General features: G+C 68.2%; 15 protein-coding genes. 4 read left to right on the top strand and 11 right to left on the bottom strand.

What is annotated here, in order from left to right; translation table 11 throughout:
• Positions 1-50: 50 nt before the first annotated feature.
• The 3 genes from HAV18_RS21285 to HAV18_RS21275 all read right to left on the bottom strand — a co-directional run bounded on the left by HAV18_RS21285 (position 51) and on the right by HAV18_RS21275 (position 4,133).
• The gene (locus HAV18_RS21285; RefSeq protein ID WP_166959373.1) at positions 51-1,829 is read right to left on the bottom strand and encodes a hypothetical protein; all 1,779 of its coding nucleotides are present in this window, start codon (positions 1,827-1,829) and stop codon (positions 51-53) included.
• Between the two features lie 2 nt (positions 1,830-1,831).
• Positions 1,832-2,950 carry a 2-dehydro-3-deoxygalactonokinase gene (locus HAV18_RS21280; protein ID WP_166959371.1) on the bottom strand — a complete coding sequence of 373 codons (1,119 nt, stop codon included), beginning with the start codon at positions 2,948-2,950 and terminating at the stop codon, positions 1,832-1,834.
• Between the two features lie 61 nt (positions 2,951-3,011).
• On the bottom strand, positions 3,012-4,133 hold the full coding sequence (locus HAV18_RS21275) for a porin (protein WP_166959369.1): 1,122 nt from the start codon (positions 4,131-4,133) through the stop codon (positions 3,012-3,014).
• Positions 4,134-4,452: 319 nt separating this feature from the next.
• Here HAV18_RS21275 and HAV18_RS21270 point away from each other — a divergent pair, with 319 nt between their 5' ends.
• Positions 4,453-5,448 (top strand): LacI family DNA-binding transcriptional regulator, encoded by a 996-nt coding sequence (locus tag HAV18_RS21270; protein WP_319022359.1) that lies wholly within the window; start codon positions 4,453-4,455, stop codon positions 5,446-5,448.
• A 39-nt stretch (positions 5,449-5,487) separates the two neighbouring features.
• Here HAV18_RS21270 and HAV18_RS21265 read toward each other — a convergent pair whose 3' ends face one another.
• The 7 genes from HAV18_RS21265 to HAV18_RS21235 all read right to left on the bottom strand — a co-directional run bounded on the left by HAV18_RS21265 (position 5,488) and on the right by HAV18_RS21235 (position 12,583).
• Complete coding sequence (locus HAV18_RS21265; RefSeq protein WP_166959366.1) at positions 5,488-6,393, bottom strand: SMP-30/gluconolactonase/LRE family protein; 906 nt, start codon at positions 6,391-6,393, stop codon at positions 5,488-5,490.
• A gap of 72 nt (positions 6,394-6,465) precedes the next feature.
• Positions 6,466-7,545, bottom strand: coding sequence for an ABC transporter ATP-binding protein (locus HAV18_RS21260; RefSeq protein WP_166959364.1), 1,080 nt, complete (start codon positions 7,543-7,545; stop codon positions 6,466-6,468).
• A gap of 31 nt (positions 7,546-7,576) precedes the next feature.
• Complete coding sequence (gene dgoD / locus HAV18_RS21255; RefSeq protein ID WP_166959362.1) at positions 7,577-8,722, bottom strand: galactonate dehydratase; 1,146 nt, start codon at positions 8,720-8,722, stop codon at positions 7,577-7,579.
• The gene (locus HAV18_RS21250; protein WP_166959359.1) at positions 8,719-9,504 is read right to left on the bottom strand and encodes an SDR family NAD(P)-dependent oxidoreductase; all 786 of its coding nucleotides are present in this window, start codon (positions 9,502-9,504) and stop codon (positions 8,719-8,721) included. Before HAV18_RS21250 ends, dgoD begins: the two co-directional genes overlap by 4 nt.
• 4 nt (positions 9,505-9,508) lie before the next feature.
• Entirely contained in the window at positions 9,509-10,411 is a 903-nt protein-coding gene (locus HAV18_RS21245) for a carbohydrate ABC transporter permease (protein WP_166959357.1), read from the bottom strand.
• Positions 10,408-11,277 (bottom strand): carbohydrate ABC transporter permease, encoded by an 870-nt coding sequence (locus HAV18_RS21240; RefSeq protein WP_166959355.1) that lies wholly within the window; start codon positions 11,275-11,277, stop codon positions 10,408-10,410. Before HAV18_RS21240 ends, HAV18_RS21245 begins: the two co-directional genes overlap by 4 nt.
• 70 nt (positions 11,278-11,347) lie before the next feature.
• The gene (locus tag HAV18_RS21235) at positions 11,348-12,583 is read right to left on the bottom strand and encodes an ABC transporter substrate-binding protein (protein WP_166959352.1); all 1,236 of its coding nucleotides are present in this window, start codon (positions 12,581-12,583) and stop codon (positions 11,348-11,350) included.
• Positions 12,584-12,946: 363 nt separating this feature from the next.
• Between HAV18_RS21235 and HAV18_RS21230 the strand changes: the two genes are divergently transcribed.
• Positions 12,947-13,708 (top strand): 2-keto-4-pentenoate hydratase, encoded by a 762-nt coding sequence (locus HAV18_RS21230; protein ID WP_166959349.1) that lies wholly within the window; start codon positions 12,947-12,949, stop codon positions 13,706-13,708.
• A 196-nt stretch (positions 13,709-13,904) separates the two neighbouring features.
• Here the strand turns inward: HAV18_RS21230 and HAV18_RS21225 are convergent, their stop codons facing one another.
• Positions 13,905-14,810, bottom strand: coding sequence for a DMT family transporter (locus tag HAV18_RS21225; protein ID WP_166959346.1), 906 nt, complete (start codon positions 14,808-14,810; stop codon positions 13,905-13,907).
• A 256-nt stretch (positions 14,811-15,066) separates the two neighbouring features.
• Between HAV18_RS21225 and HAV18_RS21220 the strand changes: the two genes are divergently transcribed.
• A complete protein-coding gene (locus tag HAV18_RS21220) occupies positions 15,067-15,621 on the top strand; it encodes a GNAT family N-acetyltransferase (RefSeq protein WP_166959343.1) in 555 nt (184 codons plus the stop codon).
• A gap of 140 nt (positions 15,622-15,761) precedes the next feature.
• The gene (locus tag HAV18_RS21215) at positions 15,762-17,174 is read left to right on the top strand and encodes a 3-deoxy-D-arabino-heptulosonate 7-phosphate synthase (RefSeq protein WP_166959785.1); all 1,413 of its coding nucleotides are present in this window, start codon (positions 15,762-15,764) and stop codon (positions 17,172-17,174) included.
• Positions 17,175-17,340: the final 166 nt, after the last annotated feature.

Here is a 17,340-nt window from a genome sequence, read left to right as displayed (position 1 = left end):
AGGGCGCCGCGCGGGCAGCACACACCGCCGTGCGCCGGCGCCCTGTTGCGTCATCGCGTATGCGGCGCGCGGTACTTGTGCTTGTCGAACCCGCTGGCACGCGACCATTCGCCGGCGACCGCGTCCACGTCCTGCCCCGCGAACGGCAGGACCGTGTCGGGCTCGGCGCCGTGACGATAGTTCGGCCCGGTAAATTCGGGATCCGCCGCATAACCGAAGTACGCGTTGCCGCTCCACACGATGTTCGCGTAGCTGCCTTGCGAGTTCTTCGTGCGGAAGATCGCGCCGCTGTCGGATGCGTTGTAGAAGCGGTTGCCCGTCACCTGGAACGCGTTCGCGTAGCTGAGGTTTTCGACGATCGGCGTGACCAGCCCCGGCGTGCGGGTGATCACGACGTTGTCGCGCACGACGGAATCGGCCGAGCCCGCGGCGGACACGATCCGCCGCTTGTCGTTCAGGCTCAGGTTGTTCTCGACGATCGCGCCGGTTTCCTGCGCGACGTGGCCCAGTCCGTCCGAACCGCATCCGCAGAACAGCATCAGTCCGCCGTCGTTGTCGTGGCTGAAGTTCGCGGCCACGCGCGTGTTGCGCGTGCCGAGATCGGCGTCGAACGCCATCCCGTCGCCGGCTTCGATATTGTTCTGCAGCCGCACGCCGTTGACTTCGTTGTACTGGAACAGCGCATCGTCGGTGTTGATCGCCCATGCACCGGCGCTGTTGCCCGGCGCACGCATCCAGATGTCGTACAGGTGATTCGACTCGACCTTCGGCGCGGTTGCCGTGCGCACGATGATGCCGTCGCCGCCGACGTTGTGAATCAGGTTGTTGCGGAGTACGACACGCGTCATCGGGAAATAGTCCGACGATGCCTGGGTGGCCGGATTCGTGAGGTAGGCCGGATTGCCCTTGTACGGCGGATAGTCGCCGCACGGCGCGCCGCCCTCCCGGCACATCCATGCGGATCGGGTCGACAGCGCAACCGCGTCGACGTTGTAGATCTCGCTGTTCTCGACCGCGATGTCGTCGAAGCCGGTCCGTTTCTCCTTCGTCCCGACGACTTCGTTGTCGCGCGTCACCTCGAACAGCATCCCGCCGGTCGTCTTGTACGAGCCGACCGTATTGCCGGCGACGTCCTTCAGATAGCCGCGCACGTGATGCACGTACACGTCGTCTACGCGATAGTGGCTGCCCGTGCCGTAATCCTCGAGCCGCACATACAGCCCGAGGCGCCCGCCGGGCGTCGTCGCATCGTTGGTCAGCTCCAGCGAACGAATCTCCCAGTATTGCGTGTTGGTCAGATAGATCGCCGCACGGTTCACGGTGGGATTATCTGATTTGCACAGCGAGTAATAGCCGCTGAACCCGCCCGGCGTCTTGTGCTGCTCGGTGATCGACTGGTCGGGGTCGGCCGTCGCATCGGTGCAACCGGCCGCGATGACGGGGCGCGGCGCCTTCGGGTCGCCGTATGCGTCGACGACGATGGGCGCACCGTCCGCGCCGGTACTGCCCGGTGCGGGCGTAAAGCTGCCGTTGCAGGTCGTGCCGCGCTTGAAGCGCACGTGCATGCCGGGCGTGAGCACGATCCGGTTCAGCGTCGCGAGATCGTGGATCGGATTCGCGGCGGAGCCGGGCGTCGCGGGCGAGCCCGTTCCGTTCGATCCGAGCGAGCAGTCGACGTGCAGCGTACCGGGTACCTCATCGGCCGCCTGTCCGGCAACGGGCGCGGCGGCAAGCTGCTGCCCGGCCGCCACGCCGTCCGCCGATTCCCCGCCGCCGCATGCTGCGAGCGCGCTGATCAGCGGCGCTGCGACAATCTTCCAGTGTTTCAAAGTCAGTCTCCCGAAATATTGCATTCGTGATCCGGCACCGGGTCGACCGCAGGTCGATCCGTGCGCCGGCCGCCCATTCCGGCAGCCGGTTCGTCGATACGAACCGGCGCCCCCTCCTCGCTTGCCGCGGGCAGCAGCCCCGCCCGCTCGGCCAGCACCCACAGGCCGGCTGCCGCCGCGCCGTCGATCGTGTCGACGGGCGACCAGCCGAACAGCGATGCCGCATGCCGGTAACGCGCGCACAGCGCGGCGTCGCCGATCAGCATCGGTTGCAGCGCGTCGTCGCGGGCCGTACCGCCCGGGCCGCCGTCTTCGGCGGCCAGCCCCGCGAGCTCATGGCCGATCAGCACGCCGGACAGGTAGTCGGCCTGTTCGTCAGGCGCCAGGTCGCCGGCCAGCAGCCGCGCGCGGCTGCCGAAGATCGTCGCGAGCAGCCCCATCGCATGGCCGGCCTGCGCGGCGCGCACGCCGCGCTCGAATGCGTCGCGCGCGAACCCGGCCGACGGCTGCATCGTGCGGCCGAGCAGGCTGTGCGTACACAGCAGCGCATACAGTTCGCCCGTCATGAACGTACGGAACCGCTCGATGCGCGAGCCGCGCACGGCGACCCACTTCGAATGCGTGCCCGGCAGCCCGATCCACCGCACCGACGCCGAACCGTGCGTCGCACCGCCCGCCAGCAGCGCACCGACGATCTGCGTCTCCTCGCCACGCATCACGTTCGCGAGCTCGCCGCGCTGGATCAGCCCCGGCACGATGTGCACGGTCACGCCGCGCCGCGCGCGCACCGCCTGCAGCGATGCGCCGAGCCGCGCCGCATCGATCGGCACGTCCGCATACGGCGCCTCGCGCCAGCCCTGCGTGCTGCCGACCATGCCGGCCGCGACGACCGGCAGCGCCGGCCATGCATCGAGCCATCCGCCGCACACGTCCTCGAACGCCGCATCGCATGCGTGAGCGATCGCGATACCCGCGCCGCCCAGCTGCATCACGCCCTTCGGCGCGGTACGCTCGTCGAGCACGGTCCGCGCATCCGCCATCAGGTACGCGCGCAGCGATGTGGTGCCCCAGTCGAGTGCGATCAGGCGCGGCACCGGCGCCTCGTCGTCGGGTCGTTGCATTGCATCTTGCATAGGATTCCTCTGTTTGACGGTTGCGGCTCGCTACTTCGTCATGCCGATATCAGAAGAGCGTCTCGATACCCGCGTAGACCCCCGTCTGCCCGCGCCCCGGCATCGGCGACGCACCGAGCCCGTTGCCGTTGCCGAGCCCCGGCGACTGCGGGTTCACACCCAGGTTCGCCCCCGCGCTGTTGAACACGTGTGCGGCCGTCGCATACAGGAACGTCCGCTTCGACAGGTCGTACATCGCGCCGAGGCCGATGATCGTCGAGCGCCCTTCGCCGCTGTGGTCGGCGCTCCATTGGCCCGCGTCGATCTTCATCGAATAGACGGCGCTCTGCAGATGCAGGAACGGCGTCGCGTCGTACGTCACGCCGCCCCAGTAGTAGTTCGCGGTGCGCGACAGGCCGGCCGGCGTGTCGGGCGCGCTGTAGCGCGTGTAGCCGAGCTGTACCAGCGCGGGGCCGAAGCGGTCGCGCACGCCGATGAACGCTTCCTGCGACGCGGTGAACAGGTTGTCTTCGCGGCCGTACTGGTTGCGGATCTCGTTCCAGATGGCGCGCACCTCGAAGTCGCCGTGCGTGTAAGCGAGCGTCGCGCCGTCGGACAGGCCCGTCGCGTTCACGTTGTTCGGCGAGCCGCGCAGCCAGCCGTTCGAGCTGTTGCCGAGGTTCGCCTGCAGCGCGAACGAGAAGCCGCCGAACTTCGGCGATTCGTAGCGGATCCCGTTCGACAGCTTCGGGCCGTTGCGGTACGACGTCAGCGACTCGACCGAGTAGTTTTCCTCGAGCAGCGGATCGTACGACCAGATATAGCTGTTGATGAACGAGCCCTGCCCGAGCCGCAGGAAGCCGTAGCGTTCGTTCTTGAAACCGATCCAGGCACCGCGCTGGAACAGCACGCCGCCGCCGTAGTTGCCGTTCGCCGCGTTGATCGACGATTCGAGCCAGAACACGGCCTGGTTGCCGCCGCCGAGATCCTCTTTTCCGGTGATGCCGAGGATGCTCGTCCCCCAGTCGTTGCCTTCCGAGAAGCGCGAGCCCGTCGAATGCGGGCCGTTCTGCACGCCGCTCAGGTACTGCACGTCGCCGCCCACCCGCCCCCACACCGTGACGCTCGATTCGGCCTGCGCCGCCGCCGGCACCGCCAATGCCAGCGCCGCGATCCACCCATACTGTCGCATCAAGATCTCCTCCTGCTTTTCGTTGACGTTTCGTCTGATTTGGGAAAACGCTTTCCCTCGACAGCAAAAAAATTTCGCGGCGGTTGTCGTGTACCGTTTTCCGTTACGTTTCGAACGGAAGGCACGCGTGCTATGCTCGCGAATTGGGAAAGCGTTTTCATTGTCGATGCGCGATTGCGCTTTTTCAAGAAAATTCTGGCCCTCCAAGGGATACTACCGAGTCCGACCGCGCGGCATTCACGCGATGCCGCCGCGCGGTCGCCACCGCCGGCGCGCATGCTATGCTCGCCGGCAAAATGCACTGACACTCACTTTCATCGTGGCCAAGATCAACGAAGTCGCCGCCGCAGCAGGCGTCTCCATCGGTACCGTCTCGAAGTTCATCAACAAGACGAAGCGCTTCTCGCCCGACGTCGAGCGCCGCATTGCCGAGGCGATAGAGCAGCTCGGCTACGAGTCGAACCCGCTCGCACGCTCGATGGCCACCGGCCAGACGGGCGCGGTCGGCGTCGTGATCCAGGACATCCTGAACCCGTACTTCACCGCGATGGTCAAGGGCGTGAACCGGATCGCGCAGCGCAACGATTTCGTCGTCCTGATCGTCGATGCCGACGAAAACCGCAAGGGCGAACGGCCGGCGCTGACGAAACTGAGCCGGCGCGTCGACGGGCTGATCCTGAACACCAGCATGCCCGACGACGACCTTCGCTGGACCGCGAGCCTCGGCAAGCCGGTGGTCGCGGTCGGCTCCGCGCCGCGCGACGGCTTGCTCACGCTCCATTCCGACCCGGTCCGCGCGGGCGAAATGCTCGGCCAGCATCTGTTGATGGAGAAGTACCAGCGCTTCGCGTACATCAGCCTGCCCAACGCGCGCGGCGACGACGAACGCCGCGCCGGCGCCGAGCAGGTGCTGGCGCGCGCCGGCTTGCCGCTGCGCACCTTCAGCGTGCCGCGCGCGACGGTGGCAGACGGCGAGCGTGTGTGCGCATCGGTGATGCTGTCGGCCGAGCCGCCCGATGCGGTGATCTGCTACAACGACATGATCGCGGCCGGCTTCATCAAGGAAGCCGAACGGCTCGGCATCGCGATCCCGCACGACGTCGCCGTGTGCGGCTTCGACAACCTCGAACTCGGCAAGCTCACGTCACCCACGCTGACGTCGATCGATACCGAAACCGAACGCGCGGGCGAGGTTGCGATGACGACACTGCTCGACGCGCTCGCAGGCAAGTCGCCCGACCCGCATACGATGCTCGAAGCACGGCTCGTCGTGCGCGAATCGACGGTGCGGCCGCGCGACGCGCGCCGCCGCTGACCGCTCGCCACACTCAACCCGCTCACTTCGCTCACCCGGTCAACGCGGCGCGGCCGCGACCGCTTCGCCGAGCCACGTACGCGCGACACAGTGCTGTTCGAGCCCGGCCACGCCCGGGCGCGTCTCGAACAGGCTGCCCGCGAGCGGCCCGCGCAGCAATCCGTCCGCACTCACGTTGACCGACGCGGAGGTCACGAACAGCGTCGCGCGATCGGCGCCGCCGAACGCGACGCTGGTCGGCCGCTGCACCGGCATCTCGACGACCCTGTCGAGCGCGCCGTCCGGCGCATAGCGATGCAGCCGCCAGCCGTCCCAGATCGCCGACCACACGCCGCCTTCCGCATCGACCGCGAGCCCGTCCGGCACGCCGCGCGCGTCGCCGAATGTCGCGAACGGCCGTGCATTCGACAAGCGCCCGGCGTCGATGTCGAAGTCGTACGCAAAGATCGTGCGGCGGCCGGAATCGGTCACATACATCGTCGTGCCATCCGGGCTCCAGCCCATTCCATTCGCACACGCGAAGCCGGCCACCGCGACGCGCGACGCACGCGCATGTTCGAAGCAATGCAGGTCGCCCGGGCCGTCGCCGTCGTCGGCCATCGTGCCGACCCAGAAGCGGCCGCGCGCGTCGACCGCGCCGTCGTTGTAGCGCAGCGACGGCCGCGCATGCGCGGCGTCGGCCAGCCGCTCGAGCGTGCCGTGTGCGGGGTCGAACAGGTGCAGGCCGCTCTTGAGCGCGACGAGCAGCCGCCCGTCGTCCACGCCCGCGACGCAGCCGGCCAGCTCAGGCAGCAGCCAGAAGCCCGTCTGCCCATGACCGGGCGTGTAGCGGTAAAGCGCGGTGCGCTTGATGTCGATCCAGTAGAGCGACGCCGAGCGTTCGCACCAGAGCGGGCCCTCTCCCAGGATCGCGTTCGCGCCCTGTACCAGTTTTACTGTCGTCATCGAAATTCTGTTTTATGCATGCGTTCGGCCGCCCGCCGCAGCGGCGGGCGGAACCTGCCGGCCAGGCCGGACTCAGAGCGCGCGGCCCGCGTCGTCGAAGAAGTGCGCGTGCCGCATGTCGATGCGCACGCCGACCGGCTGCCCCGAAGCGACCGTGTACGCGTCGCGGTTCTGCCGCACCGACAGCAGCCGGTCGTGGCCCGCGAGCTCGACATAGACGATCGTCGCGTCGCCCAGATGCTCGGCGTGCGTGACGCGGCCGTCGAGCCCCGTGCCGGGCGCGCCGACCGTGAGGTTCTCCGGCCGGATGCCGAGCTGCAGCGAGCCCGACGGCCACGTGCGCAACGCGTCCGGCGCCGCGGCGAGCGAGCCGCCCGGCACGTCGAAGCGCGGTGCATCGGCGCCGCCGTGCGCGCGGCACGGCAGGAAGTTCATCGACGGCGAACCGAGGAACGACGCGACGAAATGGTTCGCCGGCTGCTCGTACAGCGAAAGCGGCGAGCCGACCTGCTCGATGCGCCCGCCGTTGAACACCGCGATGCGATCCCCGAGCGTCATTGCCTCGACCTGGTCGTGCGTCACGTAGATCATCGTGCTGCCGAGTTCGCGATGCAGCCGCGCGAGTTCGAGCCGCATCCCGCCGCGCAGCGCGGCGTCGAGGTTCGACAGCGGTTCGTCGAACAGGAACACGCCCGGCTTGCGCACGATCGCGCGGCCGATCGCGACGCGCTGCCGCTGGCCGCCCGACAGCGCCTTCGGCTTGCGATCCAGCAATGCGGACAGCCGCAGCGCCTCGGCCGCCTGCCCGACGCGCGTGCGCGTCTCGGCCGCATCGACGCCCGCGAGCTTCAGCCCGAACGCCATGTTCTCGAACACCGTCATGTGCGGATACAGCGCGTAGTTCTGGAACACCATCGCGAGCCCGCGCTTCGCAGCCGGCACGTCGTTGACGCGGCGGCCGTCGATCAGCAGATCGCCCGACGTGATCTCCTCGAGCCCCGCGAGCATCCGCAACATCGTCGACTTGCCGCAGCCCGACGGGCCGACGAACACCATGAATTCGCCATCCTCGATGTCGAGGCTGACGTCCTTGATCACCTCCGCGCCGTCGTCGTAACGCTTGCGGATCTGCTTGAGCGACACACTTGCCATGATTGGGTTTCTCCTCGTCCGTTCGTGCCGCTTACCATTCGGCGACCGAGCCATCCTCGCGACGCCACACCGGGTTGCGCCAGCGGTGCCCCATCGCGGCGGCTTCCCTCACCTTCGCCTCGTCGATCTCGACGCCGAGCCCCGGCGCGCCCGGGCGCGCGACGTAGCCCGCGTCGAACGCGAACGGGATGCCGCGCGTGTACGCGTACATCGCGTTGTCGTCGTGATAGGCCACATTGGTCGACTGCTCCTGGATGAACGCGTTCGGCGTGCAGAAATCGATCTGCAGCGACGCCGCGAGCGTCAACGGCCCGAGCGGGCAATGCGGCGCGACCGCGACGTCGTACGCCTCGGCCATCGCCGCGATCTTGCGCAGCTCCCAGATCCCGCCCGTGTGGCTCACGTCGGGCTGCACGATGTCGACGACGCCTTCCTGCAGCAGCTCCTTGAACTGCCAGCGCGTGAACAGCCGTTCGCCGGTCGCGAGCGGCACCGCGCAGTCGCGTGCGACTTCGCGCAGCGCATCGTTGTGCTCGGGCAGCAGCAATTCCTCGTAGAACATCGGGTCGAACGGCGCGAGCGCTTTTGCTAGCGCCTTCGCGACGGGGCGGCGCACGCGGCCGTGGAAATCGATACCGAGCCCGACCTCCTTGCCGATCGCATCGCGCACCGTACCGAAGCGCGCGACCGCGCGGTCGATCGCAGCAGGCGACTCGATCCAGTCGGTCGCGTTGACCACGCCCATCTTCAACGCGGTATAGCCGGCCTCGACGAGCTGCCGCGCGTTCGCGGCCATCTCTTCCGGCGTATCGCCCTTCACGTGCGCATACACGCGTGCCTTCTCGCGCACCGGGCCGCCGAGCAGGTCGTAGACGGGTACGCCGAGCGCGCGCGCCTTGATGTCCCACAGTGCCTGCTCGATGCCCGAGATCGCGCTCGTCAGGATCGGGCCGCCGCGATAGAAGCCGCCGCGATACATGACCTGGAACAGGTCCTCGATGTGGCGCGGGTCGCGGCCGATCAGGTAGTCGGCGAGTTCGTGCACGGCGGCGGCCGTGGTGGCCGCGCGCCCTTCGACGATCGGCTCGCCCCAGCCGGCCAGGCCCTCGTCGGTGCTGACCTTCACGAACTGCCAGCGCGGCGCGACCGCGAATGTTTCGATTTCGGTGATCTTCATGTGGAGGAACGGGTGCGGTTGAACAGCAGCGCCGACATACCGTTGTCGGCGACAAGATCCGCGCCGGCGATGCCGATCGCCGCGTCCGACAGCAGGAACGCGGCGATGCGGCCGATATCGGCCGGCTCGTTGATGCGCTGCGCGGGATGCAGCGCGCGATACGCGTCGAGCAGCGCGGGATCGCGCTCGAGCGCCGCGCCGATCGGCGCGTTCAGCGTGAAACCGGGGCTCAGCGTGTTGACGCGGATGCGCTGCGGCGCGAGGCTCGTCGCCATCGCACGCGACATCGCGACGATGCCGCCCTTGGTCGCCGCATACATCTCGAAGCCGGGCACGCTCGCGCCCGCATGATTCGACGCGATGTTGACGATCGCGCCGCCGCCCGCGCGCGCGATGCGCGGCGCCGCGAGCTGCGCGCACTGGAACATCGCGCGCAGGTTGGTGCGGTACAGGCGGTCGCAGTCGTCGAGCGAGAACGCGTCGAACGGGCCGTGCAGCGTGATGCCCGCGTTGTTCACGAGCCCGTCGAGCCGGCCGTGATGCGCATCGACGCGTTCGAACAGCGCGGTCACGCTCGCCGGGTCGGCCACATCGGTTTCGACGAACAGCGCGTCGCGGCCGCCGAGCCGTTCGCGCACCGCATCGGCGCGCGCGGCGTTCTTCTCCGCGACGACCACCTGCGCGCCGCATGACGCAAGCACTTCGACGATGCCGAGGCCGATGCCGTCGCCGCCGCCGGTGACGACGACCACGCGGCCGTCGAGCGATTCGAATGGATTCATGAGGTCACCCCTTGACCGCGCCGGCCGTGATGCCTGCGACGATCCTGCGCTGGAGAATGAAGAACAGCACGAGCAGCGGCAGCGTGCCCATCACGGCTGCCGGGAACAGCTTGGTCGGATCGATGTCGTTGGTGCCGATGAAGCGGAACACCGCGACCGTGATCGTGAACTTCGACGAGTCGGTCAGGAACAGCAGCGGATAGACGAGGTCGTTCCACACCGACAGCGTGACGAACATCGCGAGCGTGCCCGTGATCGGCCGCAGCAGAGGCAGCACGATGTACCAGTACACCTGCAGCGGGCTGCAGCCGTCCATCACCGCGGCCTCCTCGAGTTCGAGCGGGATGCGCTTCAGGAAGCTCGTGTAGAAGAACACGCCGAGCGGCAGGCTCTGCACGGTGTACGCGAGCACGACGCCGAGATACGTGTTGAGCAGGTGGAGATCGCGGAACAGCACGTACAGCGGCGTCAGGCTCACGAACATCGGGATCGTCAGGCCGAGCGTCAGCACGATGTAGACCGCATTCGACAGCCGGCCCTTCACGCGTGCCAGCGGATAGGCCGCGAGCGACGACAGCAGCGCGACGAGAAACGTGACCGCGAGCGTGATGCCGATCGTGTTCGCGACGCTGCGCCAGTAGTTCATCTGCGTGAACACGGCCGCGTAGTTGCCGAAGAACACATGATCGGGCAGCCCGAGCGGTCGCGCGATGATGTCGTCGCCGGTGCGCAGCGACATCAGCACCATGTAGATCGTCGGCAGCAGCACGATCGCGACGATCGCGATCGCGGCGACGAGCCGTGCGAACCCCGGCATGCGGTGCAGCAGCGCGCTCGCGCGCAGCCCGCCGCCCGACGTGCCGGCGGACGGACGGTCCGCATGAAAGCGTTGACGGATGACGTTCACAGGTTGTCCTCCCGGCGGCGCAGGATCGTGTTCTGCGTGGTGGCGACCACCACGACGATCGCGAGCATGATCATCGACAGCGCGCTCGCGAAGCCGAACTTGTAGTCGTTGAACAGGCTGTGGAAGATCTGCAGCCCGAGCGTGGTCGTCGCGCCGTCCGGCCCGCCGTTGGTGAGCACGAGCGGCAGCTCGAAGGTCTTCAGCGTGCCGATCGTGCTCAGCGTGATGTTCACGGTGAACGCCGGCGCGAGCAGCGGCAGGTCGATGCGCGTGAAGCGCACCCACGCATTCGCGCCGTCGAGCTTCGCCGCGTCGTGCAGCTCCGTCGGAATGTTCAGGTAGCCGGCCAGGAAGATCGCCGTCGAATAACCGACGTACATCCACACATGCACGGCCGTGACGGCCGGCAGCGTGACCGACGGATCGCCGAGCCACACCTGTTGCAGCGCGTCGAGATGCACGAGATGCAGCAGTTCGTTGATGCCGCCGCCGAGCGGCGAGTACAGGTACTCCCACACGAACCCGGCGATCACCGCTGAGAACATGCTCGGCACGAGCAGCCCGACGCGCAACGCGCCGCGCAACCGCGGCAGCGAGAACAACAACGCCGCGAACAGCAGCCCGAGCCCGTTCTGCACGATCACGACGATCGCCGCGTACGCGAACGTGACGACGAGCGTATGCAAGCTCGCGGGATCGCGAAACGCCGCCGCGTAGTTCGCGAGCCCGATCCAGTGCGCATCGCCCACCCCGGAGAAATCCGTCAGGCTCATCCGCGCGGCCTTGAACAGCGGATACAGGCTCAGCAGCGCGTATAGCGCGAGCGCCGGCACGGCGCACCACAGCAAGGTCCGGTTGCGCTTCATCGCGCGCCTCCTTCGTCAAACCGTGCCGTGCGCGATCGCGCGGCACGGGAAATGTCAGCGGACGGGCGGTTCATCGCGCGGCCGCATCCCAACGGGCGAGCAGCTTCGCCGGGTCCTGACTGATGTCGAGGAAATACGCGGACATCGAATTCCAGATCGCCGTGAACAGCGAGCCGGCCCACACGCCCTTCGGATACAGCACGACGTGCCCGTTCTTCTGCGCGGCCGCATACGGCTGCGCCTGCGGCGGCATCGCGTCGGTGCCGCCCTCGAACGGGCTGAACCCGGCTTCCGCGTCAAGGAACTGGCGGTCGTTGTCGGGGCGCGCCCAGAACGCGAGCCACTTCTTCGCGGCGTCGGCCTGGTGCGACGCCGCGTTGATCGCCCACGCGGTGCCGAGCATGTCGAGCGCGACGGGCCCGTTGCCGGGCACGAGCGCCGGCAGCGGCGCGAACTGGAACGTGAGCCCCTTCGTCGCACTGAACTTCGCGATATTCCATGCGCCCTGCGGCATCATCGCGACGCGGCCGGCCTGGAACTCGGTGAGCCCCGTGCTCCATGCGCTCACGCCATTGTTCAGGCGCGGCACGAAGCACTTCGCGTCCGCGAGCACCTTCAGCGCGGCCATCGACTGCTTGAACGCCGGATCGGCCGCGAAGCGCGCACTGCCCGCGCCGACGAACGACTCGGCGCGCGCATCCGCGTCGCCGCCGCCGGCTGCAAGCCCCGACGCGATCACGAGCGCCGCGGGCGCCCAGCCTTCCTTCGCGGGCAGCAGCATCGGCGTGATGCCGGCCGCCGCGAGCTTCCCGCACGCCGCCTTCAACTGATCGACATCGGTCGGCACCGTCGCGATGCCCGCGCGCTTGAACAGGTCGAGGTTCGCGAACAGGCCGATGCCGACCAGTTCCATCGGCAGCATGTAGGTCTTCCCGCCGATCTGCGTGTGGTTACGCACGCCGCGCCAGATCGTCGGCACCCACTTCTCGCCGCTGAGGTCCAGCAACTGGTGCGCGCCCTGCCACTGCCGCATCAGCTCGCGGTCGACCATCAACACGTCGGGCCCGTTGCCGCCCTGCAGCCGCGACGACACGACCGTCGTCGTGTCGTTGCGCGACATGTATTCGAACTTGACCTTGATGTCGGGGTTTTCCTTCTCGAACTTCGCGATCAGCGCCGCCATGTTGGCGGGCTCGGCGCCGCCGCCCTTCCAGCCCGTCACGTCGAGCGTGACCGGCGCGGCGCACACCTGCGCCGCCAGCACTGAAAGGACTGCGAAAGTTACCGCCCGAAGCCTGTTGAACATCTGCTGTCTCCACGTTGTTGTCGAATCGTTGCGCACGGCCGATGGCGTGTGCCCAGCGACGTGCGGCCGCCGGGCCGTGCGGCATGGGAACCGGCTGCGATCCCTCGCGCCGGAAACCAGCGTTTCCCCGTCGTTCGATTCATCTGGGAAAGCGCTTTCCCTATTGTGTCGTACAACCTGCCCGACTTGCAAGCGCCGGGGCGAATCGATCGTCTAGGGGATATCCCGGGGCGTGTCGCGACCGCGGTGAGCCGTCCGTGCGCACCAGGATCGAGCGATCATCGCGCCGAAGGCGCTATCATCGGATGTGCGACTTTCGTCCGGCCCTTATTTGCCGGCCCACTTTCAACTCGCTCAACCGACATGACAACGACTACCGAACGCGTGGACGGCGCCGCCCAGCATCTCGTCGCCGCCCGCCATGCCGGCTCGCCCGGCCCGCTGCTGCCCGATGCGCTGCGTCCCGAGAACGTCGAGACCGCGCTCGCGATCCAGCAGCGCGTGGCCGACCTGCTCGGCGAACCCGTCGGCGGATGGAAATGCGCGCTGCCGCCGCCCGACCGCGTGATCCTCGCGCCGATCTTCGCGTCGACGATCCGCGAGGCCGATGCGCCGTACCGCGTCGTCGGCGGCCCGATCGTGCGGATCGAACCGGAAATCGCGTTCGTGCTCGATCGCGACCTGCCCGCGCGCGATCAGCCGTACGACGAACAGGCCGTGCGCGACGCGATCCGCGAAGTGCGCATCGTGCTCGAGGTGCTCGGCTGCCGCTATGCGGAGCCCACGCGCGCGTCGAAGTTCGAACTGCTGGCCGACGGGCAGTTCAACCAGGGGCTGTGCGTCGGCCCGGTCGTGCCCGACGGGCTGAACGTGCCGCTCGAGACGCTGGCGCTGTCGTTCGAAGGCGCGCTGAACCGCGCGATCGACGGCCGCCATCCGGACGGCGATCCGCTGAAGCCGCTGGTGTGGCTCGTCAACTTCCTCGCGTCGCGGGGCGACCCCGTGCGCGCCGGGCAGATCGTGACGACCGGTTCGTATGCGGGCGCGATCGACGTGCCGCTCGGCGATGCGCTGACGGTCCGTTTCGACGAGCTCGGCAGTTTGTCGGTGACGTTGACGGCGTGATGCGCGCGGCACGCGGGCGCGGCTGATCGCGCCGGTCGCTGATCGCTGATCGCTGATCGCTGATCGCTGATCGCCGGTCGCCGGTCGCCGGTCGCCGGTCGCCGGTCGCCGGTCGCCGGTCGCCGGTCGCCGGTCGCTGATCGCTGATCGCAGCGCGACGGCCGCGACCGTTGCGCGGCCGGCTTCGTGGCAGGAGTCAGGTGCGTGGCTGCGCGCGCTGTCGCGACGGCAACGTCATCGCGGCCACACCCGCGACGACGCAAGCGAGCCCCCGCCACGCCGATGCCGACAGCGATTCCCCGAGCAGCGCCATGCTGATGCCGACACCGATCGGCACACGCAGATAGGCCTGCGCCGTCGTGCCGACCGAACCGAGCGTCTGCACGAGCCGGAAGTAGATGACGAACGCGAGCGCGGTCGAGAAGACCGCGAGCGCCGCCAGCGCGATCAGCGATTGCGGTGATGGATGAAGCGTCCACGGATGGTCGACGGCGAGGCTGGCAGGCACCAGCACGATCGCGCCGACGATCAGCGAGCCGGCGGCGGGCGCTGCGGGCGACAATCCGCTGAAGCCCCGGCCGTAGATCGCTGCGCCCGCGTAGCAGACGGTGGCCGCGACGATCGCCAGTTGCGGCACGAGTTGTCGCCCGAGTCCCTCGAACGCGCTGACGCCGACCACCAGCGAGATGCCGACGAGCCCGGCGACGACGCCGAACAGCTTCCTCGGCGTCAGCGGTTCATGGCGGGTAATCAGCCAGGTGCCGACGAACGCGAGAACGGGTGACGCGGAATTGAGGATCGTCGCGAGACCGGCTTCGACCGAACGTTCGGCCCACGCGATCAGCGTGAACGGTACGACGCTATTCAACAGCGCCTGCACGAAGAAGCGACGCCAGACCGCGAGATCGCGCGGCATCGGAATGCGCGTGACGCGCATCCACAGCAGCAGCACCGAGCCTGCGATCAAGGTCCGCGCGGCGATCAGCGTCAGCGGCGGAATGGTCGCGACGCCGATCCGGATGAACGTGTAGGACGCGCCCCATAACGTCGAAAGCGTGACGAGCAGGAGCAGGTCCGCGATGGCGGGGTGGCTGCGGGGCATGACGGGCTGCAGCATGTCGGGAGGTTCGCGTTCGCAGTCCATGACGAGGTTGGGATCGGCCCGCTCGGCACGGGTCGCATAAGCAGATGATGCCGCCGGTCTGGCGCGAACGCTTCAGCGTGACGCGAAATGTGGATTGCCGGTTGAATGGCCGCACCGATCGCAGGTCGCCGGTCGACGCCGTCCGACCGTTCAACTATCCTTGGACGACGTGACATCCAGGACAAACCGCGACAACGGCAACGGAGTGACTTCAATGGATGAACCCACGGGCCCGATCAAAGGCGCCACCCGCTACCGGACGGCGAACGGGCACGATGTCGACGCGCTCGTTCAACTGATCAATTCAGCCTACCGCCCGGCAGCGACTGCAGCAGGATGGACACACGAAGCATCGCTCGTCGACGGCCCGCGGATTGCGTCGTCACAGCTCGTCGATACGTTGCGCGCACCGGATTCCGCCCTGCTGGTCGCCGACGTGGAAGGGCAGATCGCCGGCTGCGTCGAAGTCAGGAAAGACGGCAACGTTGCCTATATCGGCACGCTGGCCGTTTCCCCGTCAATGCAGGATCGCGGGCTCGGCAAGGCGTTGCTTAACGAAGCCGAACAATTCGCCAGCCGGCGCTGGCAGATCGGAAAGGCCGTCATGGTCGTCCTGTCGGCACGCCACGAACTGATCGACTTCTACTTGCGCCGCGGCTATACGCGAACCGGGGAACGGTCGGGCTACCCGTTCGACGCCGGCGTGGGCACACCGCGCGACCGCACCCTGACCATCGAGACGCTGACCAAAGACATCGCGCGGGACTGACGCCGCGTGCGATCGCGCCCTGCGCCGCCGCGACGGCCCTGCCATCCGTCCATTCGGCCGCGCCGTGATAACGTTGCACATCATCACGCGCACGGGACCGCCCGCTGCGCATGCGAACCGCTTTCACGCCCCTGCCCGCCATGTCGCTGACACCGCTGCCCGCCCTGTTCGACGAAACCCTGCGCATCGTCGCTCGTCGTTACCGGCTGCCGCCGCTCGACAGCGCGTCGTCATTGACCGACGCCGCGAATCCGGCCACCGCCCTTGCGATCGTGATCGAGGAAGCGTGCCGGATGCGGACAGACGGCCAGTCTCCCGGCACGGCACTGCGGCAGCGCTTCATCGACGCCCTCGCGCAAATGATCCGCGACGCGATGGATCCTCAGTCCGGCGATCCCGCCTTTCAGGCCGCGGTGCTGCGGCACGATGCGCCGAGCGTGCGCGAATACGCGTCGTTGTCCGCGCACGCGGAGCAGGACCGGCGCGCGCTGTACTCGGCCGTCAATGCGATCGCGCACCCGGCCAAACTCGAACGCAGTGCGCAGACGTGGCAACGCGACGGGCTCGCGCGACTGCATGCGGCCGTGACCTCCGCGTCGTGGGCCGATCTTCACGCAACGCTGCAGCAGCTGCTCGCACTGCCCGACATGACGACCGATGCCGCGTTCGAGCAGGACATCGTCAAGCTGAAAGACAGCCCCGCGCTCGAACGCATGCTGCGTGTCGACGCACTGGCATCGGACGAGCACGTGCGCCGCTACCGTGCGCTCTGGGTCCGCCAGGGGCCGCTCGAAGGCAGCACGATCGCCGTTGCGCAGGGCGTCGCGTCGCAGCAGCGCGGCGCAGCCGTCGAAGCGCTGGCCGCGCAGGCGCTCGACGCGCTGGCCCGCAGGCTCGAAGCGGTAGACGAGCAGCGTACCTACCGGGTGGTCACGTCGATGCGGGTGCCGTCATCGATACCGGGCCGGCACGACCGCGCGAAAACCGAATGGGACGCGATCCTGCTCGAACGCACGCGCGGCGATGACCCGGCGCCAGCATGGAACGTGCGCTTCCTCGTCGAAGCGAAAGCGTCCGCGGATGCCGCGACGACTGATCTGCCGCGCCTGCTGCGCGGCCTGAACCTGCTCGCGCAGGCCGACCCCGACACGATCTATTCGTTCGAGACGCACCAGGGCACGGTGCGCGTGTACGGCGCGTCGCTGCGGGCGCTGACGACCGACGAAGCGACGCTGCAACAGGAAGTGCTCTATTGCTGCGATGCGTCCGCAGACGCGACGCCGCGCCTGCTGGGCGCCGCAAGCCGGATGCAGTTGCTGTCGGCGCAAGCCAGCCTGGAGTACGCGAGCGCGTTCGCGCAGCGGCCGGATGCCGATCCTGATGGCCTCGGCGTCGTCTGGCACGCGCTGCTGACGTTGCCGCAATGGCATGCGGTGCTGCACCAGTACCCGTCGTTGCGGCAGGTCCGCGAGCTGATGGTGGCGATCGACGACTTGCGGGCCGCGATCGACGATGCAGATGACGGGGACGTCGCAAGCAGCGTGTGCGCGTGATGCGCGAGCGGCATCGCGCGCTCAGTTGTTGAGCATGCCGAACGGCAATGCCTATCCCGCCGGCCGGCCACCGTCCGCAGATCGCTGCGTCTGCACTGTGTGGACTTCCCTTTCGCCGGCCCGCATTCGACGCGACTGCCCGCCTGCGCGCGCTCGCGACCAGGCC

The organism is Burkholderia sp. D-99, assembly GCF_011605345.1.
Classification (GTDB): Bacteria; Pseudomonadota; Gammaproteobacteria; order Burkholderiales; family Burkholderiaceae; genus Burkholderia.
The sequence above is the reverse complement of the archived record's forward strand: the minus strand, read 5'-3'. Positions and strand labels throughout refer to the sequence as shown.